11 protein-coding genes and 1 tRNA gene are annotated in these 13,422 nt (G+C 43.3%); 1 reads left to right on the top strand and 11 read right to left on the bottom strand.

All coding sequences use genetic code 11. The annotated features are described in order from the left end of the window. The 11 genes from pstA to glpX form a co-directional block, all read right to left on the bottom strand. Positions 1-852: a phosphate ABC transporter permease PstA gene (gene pstA, locus ACEYJ7_RS02580; RefSeq protein WP_373777460.1), complete on the bottom strand. Its 852-nt coding sequence runs from the start codon at positions 850-852 to the stop codon at positions 1-3. A 1-nt stretch (position 853) separates the two neighbouring features. Next, entirely contained in the window at positions 854-1,804 is a 951-nt protein-coding gene (gene pstC / locus ACEYJ7_RS02575) for a phosphate ABC transporter permease subunit PstC (protein ID WP_373777459.1), read from the bottom strand. A gap of 64 nt (positions 1,805-1,868) precedes the next feature. Beyond that, positions 1,869-2,906, bottom strand: coding sequence for a phosphate ABC transporter substrate-binding protein PstS (gene pstS, locus ACEYJ7_RS02570; RefSeq protein ID WP_373777458.1), 1,038 nt, complete (start codon positions 2,904-2,906; stop codon positions 1,869-1,871). An 83-nt stretch (positions 2,907-2,989) separates the two neighbouring features. Beyond that, a complete protein-coding gene (gene phoU, locus ACEYJ7_RS02565) occupies positions 2,990-3,688 on the bottom strand; it encodes a phosphate signaling complex protein PhoU (RefSeq protein ID WP_373777457.1) in 699 nt (232 codons plus the stop codon). Between the two features lie 211 nt (positions 3,689-3,899). After that, the gene (locus ACEYJ7_RS02560) at positions 3,900-5,033 is read right to left on the bottom strand and encodes an HlyD family secretion protein (protein WP_373777456.1); all 1,134 of its coding nucleotides are present in this window, start codon (positions 5,031-5,033) and stop codon (positions 3,900-3,902) included. After that, the gene (locus ACEYJ7_RS02555) at positions 5,033-5,437 is read right to left on the bottom strand and encodes a DUF3302 domain-containing protein (RefSeq protein ID WP_373777455.1); all 405 of its coding nucleotides are present in this window, start codon (positions 5,435-5,437) and stop codon (positions 5,033-5,035) included. The genes ACEYJ7_RS02560 and ACEYJ7_RS02555 overlap by 1 nt, the downstream gene beginning before the upstream one ends. A 181-nt stretch (positions 5,438-5,618) precedes the next feature. Then, positions 5,619-8,129 (bottom strand): translation initiation factor IF-2, encoded by a 2,511-nt coding sequence (gene infB, locus ACEYJ7_RS02550; RefSeq protein WP_373777454.1) that lies wholly within the window; start codon positions 8,127-8,129, stop codon positions 5,619-5,621. 17 nt (positions 8,130-8,146) lie between these two features. Then, positions 8,147-9,661 carry a transcription termination factor NusA gene (gene nusA / locus ACEYJ7_RS02545; protein ID WP_373777453.1) on the bottom strand — a complete coding sequence of 505 codons (1,515 nt, stop codon included), beginning with the start codon at positions 9,659-9,661 and terminating at the stop codon, positions 8,147-8,149. A 14-nt stretch (positions 9,662-9,675) separates the two neighbouring features. Further along, positions 9,676-10,137 (bottom strand): ribosome maturation factor RimP, encoded by a 462-nt coding sequence (gene rimP / locus ACEYJ7_RS02540; RefSeq protein ID WP_373777475.1) that lies wholly within the window; start codon positions 10,135-10,137, stop codon positions 9,676-9,678. Between the two features lie 200 nt (positions 10,138-10,337). Further along, positions 10,338-10,414: transfer RNA gene (locus ACEYJ7_RS02535), tRNA-Met, on the bottom strand. Positions 10,415-10,571: 157 nt separating this feature from the next. Then, a complete protein-coding gene (gene glpX, locus ACEYJ7_RS02530; RefSeq protein WP_373777452.1) occupies positions 10,572-11,591 on the bottom strand; it encodes a class II fructose-bisphosphatase in 1,020 nt (339 codons plus the stop codon). 211 nt (positions 11,592-11,802) lie between these two features. Here glpX and glnS point away from each other — a divergent pair. Further along, positions 11,803-13,422: glutamine--tRNA ligase (gene glnS / locus ACEYJ7_RS02525; RefSeq protein ID WP_373777451.1), on the top strand; the 1,620-nt coding region annotated here is incomplete at its 3' end.

Raw genomic sequence — 13,422 nt, 5'->3', positions numbered from 1 at the left:
TTAATACTTTTTACGTGCCAAAATACGAGCCGCAATATTGGTGATGAGTACCGTTAATGCAATTAATAATGCCCCTGACCATGCTAAGGATTGCCAATCTTTATAAGGACTCATTGCAAATTGATAAATCACGTTCGGTAAGTTTGCGATAGGCTGATTCATATCCGAACTGAAAAATTGGTTATTCAATGCAGTAAATAATAGCGGAGCAGTTTCTCCGGAAATACGCGCAAATGCCAACAAAATTCCGGTTAACACCCCCGTTTTCGCTGCTTTTAACGACACCATCATGACCATTTTCCACTTCGGCGTACCAAGTGCATAAGCAGCTTCGCGCAAACTGTTTGGTACCAGTTTCAACATATTTTCGGTCGTTCTGACCACCACGGGAATCACCAGTAACGAAAGTGCCAACGATCCTGCCCAGCCGGAGAAATGCCCTTGTTGAACGACTACAATACCATAAATGAATAAGCCAATCACGATTGACGGAGCGGATAACAAAATGTCGTTCATAAAACGAGTAACCGTTGCCATTTTGCTTTGTTGCCCAAATTCGGCGAGATAAATTCCGGTTAAGACACCAATAGGCGTGCCGATAAATAAGCCGAATACGGTAATCAACAAGCTGCCCCAAATCGCATTACGTAAACCGCCGTCCGAACCTGAAGGTAACGTATCCACACGGAAAATATGTAAGCCTAAACCGCTGATTCCTTCGGCAAGTAAAGTATAAAAAATCCAACCTAACCAAAACAACCCGAATCCCATCATCACCCAAGCTAGACCTAATGCAACCGTATTCATCCATTTACGGCGACGATATAAACCTTTATTAATCATATTTTTCATACTAACGCCCCTCTTTTCGGCTCATTTTTAATAACAGGAGTTTTGAAATACAGAGCACAATAAAGGTGATGATAAACAGAATAAGACCAAGATAGAGCAAGGAAGAAAGGTGGAGCGGATCGACCGCTTCGGCAAATTCATTCGCTAAGGCGGAAGTAATGGACACGCCCGAATTATTCAAGCTCGCACTGATATTAAAGGTATTACCAATGATAAAGGTGACCGCCATGGTTTCACCCAGCGCACGCCCTAAACCTAAAATGATCCCTCCGATAACACCGGCTTTGGTATAAGGCAATACCACATAGCGAATGACTTCCCAGCGGGTACAACCTAAACCGTAGGCGGATTCTTTCAACATCGGCGGCGTGACTTCAAACACATCGCGCATGACCGAGGCGATAAACGGAATAATCATGATCGCTAAAATCAAACCTGCCGGAAATAAACCGATACCCATCGGAATGCCTTGAAACAGCACGCCGATCACAGGTAGATTGCCGAAATGCTCAATCATAAACGGTTGAACCGTTTCGGAGAAAATCGGTGCAAACACGAATAAGCCCCACATACCGTAAATAATTGACGGAATACCCGCCAAGAGTTCAACGGCGATACTCAATGGACGACGTAAAAAATTCGGGCAAAGTTCGGTAAGGAAAACCGCAATGCCGAAACTCACCGGTACCGCAATCAGCAAAGCGATAACCGATGTAACGACGGTACCGTAAATCGGTGCCAACGCACCGTATTCTCCTTGTACCGTATCCCATTCACTGGAAGTGAAAAAGCCAAAACCGAACTGTTGCATACTCGGTAATGCCCCCATCACCAATGACAATAAAATGCCACTTAAACTGATGAGTACCAAGAACGCAAAAAAACGTGTGGTATGAACAAAAAGTTGATCCCACATGGCTTGGCGTCTAAGTTGTTGCTGAAGTCTATTCATATTTGCAAATTTTTAAAAAAATCCGACCGCTTGTATCGTGGGCATTGCTGCCCACTTACAAGGATTAATAGAGCGATTTACCGCTTTGATCCGCTATTTGTTTCCACTCATCACGTACCATCGCTTTAACATTATCAGGTAACGGCACATAATCTAATTTTTGTGCTTGTTCATTCCCTTTACTGTAAGCCCAATCAAAGAAATTGAGCACCGTTGCTGTTTTTTCGGCTTTTATCGCCACTTTCGGCACCAAAATAAAGGTTGCCGCCGCAAGCGGCCAAGCATCTTCCGCCGGCTGGTTGGTTAATAATACGCTAAATCCGGCAACACTTTTCCAATCAATATTCGCCGCTGCAGCAAAGCTGTGTTGTGACGGTTGAACAAATTTACCTGCTTTATTTTGTAACTGAACGTGCGACATTGCATTCTGCTTCGCATAAGCATATTCCACATAACCGATAGAATTCTTCACACGATTAACATAAATGGATACGCCTTCATTCCCTTTACCTGCGGCTCCGGTTGCCGAGGTCGCCCATTTGACCGAATTTGCCGCCCCAACTTGTTGCTGCCAGTTGGATGATACTTGACTTAAATAAGTCGTAAAAATAAAGGTCGTACCTGAACCGTCAGAACGGAAAACCGTGGTAATCGGTGCATCCGGCAATTTAATGTCAGGATTGATCGCAACTAATTTCGCATCATTCCAACGGGTGATTTTGCCCAAATAAATGTCTGCTAATAATTCACCGGTCAGTTTGAGTTCTCCGGGTTTAACACCATCAATATTAACGACCGGCACCACGCCGCCAATGACTGTCGGAAACTGCACCAAATCATTTTTAGCTAAATCTTCACCTTTCATCGGTGAATCGGTTGCACCGAAGTCCACCGTTTTCGACATAATTTGTTTGACCCCACCTGAAGAGCCAATCGATTGATAATTCACTCGATTGCCGGTTTCAGACTGATAACTTTGCGCCCATTGCACATAAATAGGTTGCGGAAAAGAAGCCCCCGCCCCGGTAACATTCTCTGCTTTGGCAAATGAAGTGGCGGTTAACGCTGCGATTAAAGTTAATGCGACTTTGTTGAATTTCATTTTATCTCTCCATGTGAGTTATCGTCATACGACAACATTAAGATAACAACTGAATATTGCAGAAATATGACAAAATTTATTTTTTACGCTAAATCTTGCTTTAACTGCTCTAACTGCTTATGGCGGATATCAATACCACGCACAAGATAAACCACGTGTTCTGCGATATTTTTGGCATGATCACCGACACGTTCGATTGCTTTATTAATCATCATGACATCAATCCAAGTGCTGATACTGCGCGGATCTTCAATCATGTAACTAATCAAAATACGTGATTGATTGCGGTAATCGGTATCAAGTTTGCGATCACTTTCTGCAATTTCCAATATGGCACTTTCATCCAAACGAGCGAAGGCATCCAACGCTCGACGCAACATCTGTTCGGTCATTTCAACTAAGCGGTGGGTATCGTATAAACCGGTTGCCGAAATCCGATTGTTTTGCAATAAATCATTCAAATATTTTGCAATTTTCTTCAACTCATCACCGATACGTTCCAGATCCACAATAACGCGCGTTACCGCCAATACAAAACGTAAATCCCCGGCAGCCGGTTGGCGACGGGCAATGATAGTTTGGCAATGATCATCAATTCGAACTTCAAAGTCATTAATGTGACTATCGCCGTCAATCACGTCAATTAAATGGGCCGCATCGCCTTGGTTTAATGATTGTTGAATAATACTGAGCTGTTGTTCAACCAATCCGCCCATTTGCATAACTTCAGTACGGACACTTTCTAATTCTTGGTTGAAATGTGATGAGATATGTTTAGCCATAGAAACTCCTTAATAAGACAGAATGCAATTTAGCAAACAATTATTACAGGAATATGACAATAAATAAAAATAGATAAAATGAAGAAAAAATAACGGATATCGACACCGACAAAAAAGGCAGGAATGTTCCTGCCTTGGTACAAGCGGTTAGATTCATGGAGAAATTTGCAAATTCTTCGTTGAATCTGACCGCTTGTAAGCTAAATCAATATTAGTGATCGAGATACAAATAGTTTTTCCAACTGTTCATACGCAATAAAATTTTACGCATCATGGCTAAATGGTGGAAATGTTCGGTATAAACCGCTACTTCTGCGGTGGTGCCGTAAGGTAAATTGTATTCGGATAAATCGTCCTTCAATTTAAGGACCACTAACGGCATTGCTTCGTTATTGATAAAACGACTGGTATAAAGCGTGCCGTTTGCTTGCAATTCATGTTCACCAATGGCAGGCAAAATACCGATAACTTCCGCTTTAAACACTTTCCCCGGAATAGACGGAAACGCCATTTCCGCTTCATTCCCCACATTTAAACGTAACAGCGAGTTTTGTCTAAAGGCAGCAACAAATTGTTTGTCTTGCTGATGTGTGAAAGTCATCACAGGACGCAAGGGTAAAATGCTGGCGTTCATCCCTTCTCTTAATAAATTTTGAGCAATAAACCCATCGGCTGGCGCTCTCACGATGGTAGAATCCAAGTCGAATTGCGCCTGTTCAAGTTGCGCTTTGGCTTGAGCAACCGCCGTATTTACACCATCAATCTTGGCATGATAAAGCCCCTCCGCTTTTTCTAATGCTGCGAGATCGGATTCTAACGCCGTTTTTGCCACTAAATATTCACGCTCTTTTAAATCCAAGTCAGAACGGCTTGCCGCATTGGTGACGACCAATTGACGATAACGTTCAAATTCTTTTTGACGTTGGGTTAAAGTCAAACGGCTCTCTTGCACATTGGCTTTCGCCACTTTCACTTCCGATTCGAGCGTTTTTACACTCTGCTCCGCTTCAGCTAGTTGCGCTTTGCGTAAATCCACTTCGGCTTGATAAGATGTCGGATCCAAACGGAATAGCACATCGCCTTTTTTCACCAATTCATTCGGTTTCACCGGATTCACTTCAATCACTTTACCGCGCACATTCGGAATCATCGGCGTAGAAACATAATATTGCGTTGCCAGTTTGGTATGCGGATGGTTGTAATTCATGAATAACAACATGGAAACCAACAACACGACACCGCCTAAAAATGCGGTCGGTACCGTCCATTTATTTAATGGAATTTTGAAAAATTTGAAAATTCCCCAACAGATTGAGGCATAAATGACTAAAATCATCAATTCCATTATTGCTCTCCTTTTTGCTCAAGTGCGGTCAGTTTTTGTTGTAAATCAGCAAGTTGTTGACGAAGTTCGGTTACTTCCGCGCTCAGTTGATGATTCTGTTTTTCAAGTTCCGGTAATGTTTTTGATATTTCACCTAATGTCGCTAATGCCGCGGCATCCCTTTGATGATTACCGTTACCCCAACCGTTTTCTTTATGCCATAAAGTCGCCCAAATCCACAAGAAAGGCCAAATAACATGTAAAGTGAAAAGGCTAACCCAACCCGCATAATGAATGGCTTCAAGGTGGGGATGATTACGTTTTTTCGCAATTTCGTAGGGAATATCATGAATGGCAATGATCGCATAGAAAATGACGATACTTGCAAAGATCAGAAAAAATAAGGCTAAATAATCCAGTGCCATATTTGCTTTCCTTTAAAATGGACTTTTGTCCAAATACACACAACAAAAAGTTAACCGCTGATAAAAAACGATTAACGTCTACCGAACAAGCGGTCAGATTTCAGGGATTTTTTGCAAAATTTGCTTTGTATCTCACCGCTTGTAAGAAAGGGCGAAATAAATTCGCCCTTAAAGTTTTTAATTAGATTGAACGTTTAACTTCAACCACTTCAAATACTTCGATTTGGTCACCGACTTTCACGTCGTTGTAGTTCTTCACGCCGATACCACATTCCATGCCGTTACGTACTTCGGAAACGTCGTCTTTGAAACGACGAAGCGATTCCAGCTCGCCTTCAAAAATCACGACGTTGTCACGCAATACGCGAATCGGGTTATTACGTTTAACGATACCTTCAGTGACCATACAACCAGCGATTGCACCGAATTTCGGATGACGGAACACATCACGCACTTCTGCCAAGCCAATGATTTCTTGTTTGAATTCAGGCTGTAACATACCGCTCATTGCCGCTTTGATTTCGTTTAATAATTCATAAATGATTGAATAATAACGTAAATCAATGTTTTCGCTTTCAATGATACGACGCGCAGAGGCATCGGCACGGACGTTAAAGCCGAGAACGATAGCATTTGATGCTGCTGCAAGAGTTGCGTCGGTTTCAGTAATACCGCCCACGCCCGATCCAACCACTTTCACTTTGACTTCTGCCGTTGAAAGTTCGTGTAAGGATTGAACAATCGCTTCTACAGAACCTTGTACGTCTGCTTTTACAATCACGTTCAATTCAGCCACATCGCCTTCCGCCATATTGCTAAACATATTTTCCAGTTTAGCTTTTTGCTGACGCGCTAATTTCACATCACGGAATTTACCTTGACGATACAAAGCAACTTCACGTGCTTTTTTCTCATCACGAACAACAGTCGCTTCATCGCCTGCTGCCGGTACACCTGAAAGACCTAATACTTCCACCGGAATAGACGGGCCTGCTGCTTCGATTTCTTTACCGTTTTCATCACGCATTGCACGAACACGACCGTATTCAAAACCACAAAGTACGATATCGCCTTTATTTAACGTACCTGATTGAACAAGGATGGTTGCAACCGGACCACGACCTTTATCAAGGTAAGATTCGATCACTACACCGCTTGCCATGCCGTCTTTCACTGCGGTTAATTCTAAGACTTCGGATTGAAGAAGGATAGCTTCTAATAAGTCGTCAATCCCCATGCCTTTTTTCGCAGAAACCGGCACGAATTGCACATCACCACCGAATTTTTCTGAGATAACTTCGTGTTGTAAAAGCTCTTGTTCTACACGATCAGGGTTCGCTTCCGGTTTATCGATTTTATTCACCGCAACCACAATCGGCGCACCTGCCGCTTTGGCATGTTGGATCGCTTCGATCGTTTGTGGCATCACACCGTCATCCGCCGCTACCACAAGTACCACGATATCCGTTGCTTTCGCACCACGTGCACGCATCGACGTAAACGCGGCGTGTCCCGGGGTATCTAAGAAGGTAATCATCTTACCGTCATCGGTTTCCACATGGTATGCACCGATATGCTGAGTAATACCGCCCGCTTCGCCTGCCGCCACTTTTGCTTTGCGAATGTAGTCAAGTAAGGACGTTTTACCGTGGTCAACGTGACCCATGATGGTCACAACCGGCGCTCGAGTTACCAATTCTGCATTGGTATCACGATCTTCCATTACCGCTTCTTCTAATTCATTTTCTTTACGCAGAATAACTTTATGTCCCATCTCTTCTGCGACAAGTTGTGCGGTTTCTTGGTCGATCACTTGGTTAATCGTCACCATTTCGCCCATTTTCATCATCGTTTTGATAATTTCCGTTGCTTTTACCGCCATTTTGTTAGCTAGTTCTGCAACGGTAATGGTTTCACCAATGACGACATCGGTTTTCACTGCTTGCACAGGCTTAGTAAAGGCTTGCTGTAATGCACTGTTTTTCTTCGCTTGTTTACCTTTACCTTTAACATCTCTTTGATTACGACGATCCGCGTTACGCTCATTTTTATCATCGTCACGAGCGCCTTTCTTCGCTTTGGCAACACCTGGTTTCCCACGACCACGATTACCTTCGCTGCGACGATCGTGATCACGATCCGCTTCACGCGCATAACTTGACGTAAAACGGTCATCCTCAAAGTCTTCATTGATTTCGCCGGATTCTTCTCGAGCGATTTCCGCTAAACGGCGGGCATTTTCTGCAGCACGTTTTGCTTCCATTTCCGCTTTTTGGCGGGCAAGCTCTTCTTGTTTACGACGAAGTTCCGCTTCTTCTTTGCGTTTCGCCTCTTTTTCCGCATCGACAACTTTTTCAACTTTTGGTGCAGCAGGTTTCACTTCCGCTTTTGGTTGAGTAGGTTTATTCGGCATAACCGGCGGTTGAGAAACTAATTTTTTCGCTTCTTCCGCTTTAGCCGCTGCTGCAGCTGCTGCAGCTTCTTTTTCAGCTTGTTCTGCTAAGGCTTTTGCTTTTGCCGCTTCTTCTGCTGCTTTTTTGGCCGCTTCGGTATCAACTTTACGTGATTTACGGACTTCAACTTGAACCTCTTTTGATTTACCGCCTACACCTGTGCTACTTACCGTAGTTTTAGTTCTGCGCTGTAAACTCAATTTTTTCGGTGCGTCTGTTTTAATTTCATTATCACTCATATGTTTTCTCCCTACGCTTAGCTAAACCAACAGATTTGACGTGCTGCCATGATTAATTCGCCCGCTTTTTCCGCAGTTAATTCTTCAATATCGGCTAAATCATCAACGCCTTGTTCTGCAAGTTCTTCAAGGGTGGTAATTTGTTTTTCGGCAAGTTTGAATGCAATATGACGATCCATACCTTCTAAACTCAACAATTTGTCTTCGATATGTGCTTGTTTTAACGCTTCTTCTTCAGCTAGCGCTTTTGCCGTTAAAATGTTTTTCGCACGCGTTTGTAGCTCTTCAACCAAATCTTCATCTTCTAGGCCGTCAATTGCAGTTAATTCACTCACCGGCACATAAGCTAACTCTTCTAAGCTAGTGAAACCTTCATCCACTAGAAGGTGTGCAAATTCTTCATCGATTTCCAAAGAAGTGACAAATAAATCGATAATTTTATTATCTTCAGCTTGGTGTTTCTTATCTAACTCTTCGGTAGTCATTACATTTAATGTCCAGCCAGTTAACTGTGTCGCTAAACGGACGTTTTGGCCATTACGACCGATTGCTTGAGCCAATGCGTTTGGCTCAACGGCAATATCCATTGAGTGATTATCCTCATCCACAACAATTGAGCTAACATCTGCCGGTGCCATGGCGTTGATCACAAATTGTGCCGGGTTATCGTCCCAAAGCACGATATCTACACGCTCACCGCCTAATTCATTAGTGATTGCCTGAACGCGCGCGCCACGCATTCCCACACATGCTCCAACCGGGTCGATTCGTTTATCATTGCTTTTCACGGCAATCTTCGCTCGTGAACCCGGATCACGAGACGCGCCTTTAATTTCGATCACTTCTTCGCCGATTTCAGGCACTTCTAATTTGAAAAGCTCTTGAATCATAATCGGTTTAGAACGGGTAACAAATAATTGCGGTCCTTTTGACTCCGGTTTAATCGCATACAATACACCGCGTACACGGTCGCCCGGGCGGAAGTTTTCACGAGGTAACATGTCTTCCCGCACAATTACGGCTTCCGCTTGGTTACCTAAATCCAGGATGATTTGCTCACGACTTACTTTTTTCACTGTTGCTGTAATAATCGAATCCAATTGTGAACGGAACTGTTCAACGACTTTATTACGTTCCGCTTCACGAATTTTAGTACTGATTACCTGGCGCGCCGTTTGCATCGTAATACGATCAAAAGCAATTGACTCGATTTCATCTTCAATAAAGTCACCTAATTGAATATTAGGATTCTCAAATTGTGCCGCTTCTAAGGTAATTTCTCGAGTTTGGTTATGAACTTTCTCAACCACTAACCAACGACGGTAAGTGGTAAAATCACCGGTTTTGCGGTCAATGACTACACGTACATCAATATCAATACCGGCTGCTGTTTTACGATCTTCACGTTCCGCCGCCGCTTTCTTTTTCGTTGAAATGGCTAACGCTGTCTCGAGGGCTTCGAAGATTTTCTCTTTCGGTAATAACTTTTCGTTTGATACCGCTTCAGCGGCTAATAAAATTTCTTTGCTCATTCTGTTCGATTTCCTTAGAAATTAAATACGGGGACTAAATTTGCTTTTTGAATATTGCCAAATGCAAAACTTTGATTGTTGCCGTCAACGCTTAAAGTAATTAAATCACCTTCTACGCTAACCAATTTTCCTTGCCATTTGCGACGGTCAAACATCGGGATACGTAAATGAATCACCGCCTCACGACCAATAAACCTTTCATAGTGCGCTAGGGTAAAAAGCGGACGATCCAACCCCGGCGATGACACCTCAAGGTTATATTTATCCGCAATCGGATCTTCCACGTCAAAGATCGCACTCACTTGGCGGCTGACATCGCTACAATCATCAATGGTTACACCACCTTCTTTATCAATATATAAACGCACAGTCATAAAACGACCCGCGCGCTGACATTCGATACCAACTAATTCGAATCCCATTGCCTCAATGGAATCTTGTACTAGTTCCTGTAATTTTTGTTCTAATGTTGCCAAAGTATTCTCCATTTGACAGATATAAAAAAAGAGCTTCGAAAGCCCTCTTACATACAACAAAGCTGACTATTTAGCCGCAAAAAAGCCCCAAACTTCAGTTATGGGGCTACAAGCGGTCTGTTTTATACAAAAATTTGCAAATGCAAACGTCTATATATAACAAAACTCATTGTTCTTAGCAGAACAATGAGCCTTTAAACTGGTTGCGGGGGCCGGATTTGAACCGACGGCCTTCGGGTTATGAGCCCGACGAGCTACCAAGCTGCTCCACCCCGCGTCTGATGTGGCGCATTATAGAGTGCTGAACAAAGATTGCAAGCGCTTTTTTAAAAACAACAAACCGAATGAGAGTTTTTTAGGCGATCTGAAAATTATCCGCCACGAAGCATAACAGCGAATTATCCCTGTGGTATCACGGTTACTGAAGTTCGATTTTACACGTTGATCAAACGGTAAAGCTGTTCATCCTTACGATCTAAATAGTGATAAGACTGAATTTTACGAATCGTGCGGGAACGTCCTCTGATTAACAGCGTTTCGGTAATTGCTAAATTGCCTTTACGATGAATACCTTTAACTAAATCACCGTTAGTGATTCCTGTAGCAGAAAACACCAGATTGTCATCGCGCACTAAGTCATCTAATTTTAATACTTCATTAATCGGCACATTTAAGGCTTCACAATGCGCAATCTCTTTTTCTTCATGGGCAAAATTCTCAAGTGTATTGCCTTTTACTTGATTACGAGGAATCAAGCGCGCCTGCATATCACCGCCTAAAGCCCGTACCGCGGCTGCAGCGACTACGCCTTCCGGAGCGCCACCGATACCGTAAAGCATATCTAAATCCGCTTCCGGCAAACAGCATTGTACCGCGGCGGCGACATCACCGTCCGGAATTGCCATCACACGCACACCCAGCGTTTGCATCGTCGCAATTACTTCTTTATGACGCGGTTTGTCCAACACGGCGACGGTGAGCTGCGAAAGAAGTTTCCCTTTTTTGGATGCCACGCGACGCAAATTTTGTTCAAGCGGTAAATTCAAATCGATCATCCCTTTGGCTTCATGACCGACAACCAGTTTTTCCATATACATATCCGGTGCTTTTAAGAACGTCTCTTTTCCGCCCGCTGCAAGTACCGATAACGCATTTGCCTGCCCCATCGCCGTCATTCGCGTTCCGTCAATCGGATCAACCGCAATAGTCACCTCAGTGTCTTCAGGGCGGCATAAGCCGATTTTCTCACCGATATAAAGCATGGGCGCCTGATCGATTTCGCCTTCACCAATCACAACCTCTCCGCGAATTTCCATTTGATTTAACAAGAAACGCATGGCTTTAACCGCTGCATCATCGGCGGCATTTTTATTACCTCGTCCAAGCCAGGCAAACGCTGCCAACGCGGCGGCTTCCGTGACGCGAGAAAATTCAATCGAAAGGGATCGTTTCATTTTAGGTTCCTTAATTCAGTATTTGAGATGTGTTTGCAAATTTTCGGAGGAAACCTACCGCTTGTAAGTCCGTAGTAGGTTAATGTGCGGAGCGAAATTGTAGGCTGTCGTCGTTTTTTAGTCAATTTTTATCACAAATAAGCTAACTATTTTGAGTTAACTCCGATAAAGTGTAGAATGTTTCGTTATTTTTAACCAAATGAGAGCCACTATGAGCAGCGAAGAGATTTTACACAACGAGCATCATGATGTTCGTGCTAACTTTATTACCCATATCATTGATGAAGATCTAAAAAGCGGAAAACATAATAACGTTTATACCCGTTTCCCACCTGAGCCAAACGGCTATTTACATATTGGTCATGCAAAATCAATCTGTTTAAACTTCGGAATTGCAGAAGATTACAACGGCTTGTGTAACCTCCGTTTTGATGACACCAACCCAGTAAAAGAAGATGTAGAGTATGTAGAATCTATCAAACAAGACGTTGAATGGTTAGGTTTTAAATGGGAAGGCGAACCGCGTTATGCGTCCGATTATTTCGATCAACTTTACGGCTATGCCATTGAATTAATTAATAAAGGCTTAGCCTATGTGGATGAGCTGTCGCCTGATGAAATGCGTGAATACCGTGGCACATTAACTGAACCGGGTAAAAACAGCCCATATCGTGACCGTCCGATTGAAGAAAACTTAGCCCTTTTCGAAAAAATGAAAAACGGTGAAATCGAAGAAGGGAAAATGAGCTTGCGTGCGAAAATTGATATGGCTTCACCATTCATCGTTATGCGTGATCCTGTGTTATACCGTATCAAATTTGCCAGTCACCACCAAACGGGCGATAAATGGTGCATTTATCCAATGTACGATTTTACCCACTGTATTTCGGATGCGATTGAGCGTATCACACACTCTCTCTGTACCTTGGAATTCCAAGATAACCGCCGTTTATATGATTGGGTTTTAGACAATATCAGCATCGAGCGCCCGTTACCGCATCAGTATGAATTTTCCCGCTTAAACTTAGAAGGGACATTAACCTCTAAGCGCAAACTATTGAAATTAGTTAATGATGGTATTGTTGATGGCTGGAACGATCCGCGTATGCCGACGATTTCAGGCTTACGTCGTCGAGGTTATACACCGGCGTCAATTCGTGAATTTGCTCGCCGTATTGGCGTCACCAAACAAGATAATGTGGTGGAATACAGCGCGCTGGAATCTTGTATTCGTGACGATTTAAACACCAACGCACCGCGTGCCATGGCTGTAATTAATCCGGTTAAAGTGGTGATTGAAAACTTTGAAGGCGAAGAATGGCTAACCGCGCCGAATCACCCGAACCGTGAAGAACTCGGTACAAGAAAATTGCCGTTTACCCGCGAACTTTATATTGATGAAGCGGATTTCCGCGAAGAAGCGAATAAGCAGTATAAACGTCTTGTATTAGGTAAAGAAGTGCGTTTGCGTAATGCTTATGTGATTAAAGCGGAACGCGTTGAAAAAGATGCAAGCGGTAAGATCACTACAATTTATTGCACCTACGATCCGGACACATTAGGCAAAAACCCTGCGGACGGACGCAAAGTCAAAGGCGTAATTCACTGGGTATCTGCGGTACATAATAAACCTGCGGAGTTCCGTATTTACGACAAACTCTTTACCGTAGCCAATCCGGGTGCGGAAGAGGATATTTGTGCTGTGGTAAATCCAACATCGTTAGTGGTTAAGCACGGTTTTGTCGAACCAAGTTTAGCGAATGCAAAAGCAGAACAAGGTTATCAATTTGAGCGTGAAGGTTATTACTGTTTAGACAGTAAAGACGGCAGT

It is taken from the genome of Glaesserella sp. (genome assembly GCF_041814905.1).
Classification (GTDB): domain Bacteria; phylum Pseudomonadota; class Gammaproteobacteria; order Enterobacterales; family Pasteurellaceae; genus Glaesserella.
The sequence above is the reverse complement of the archived record's forward strand: the minus strand, read 5'-3'. Positions and strand labels throughout refer to the sequence as shown.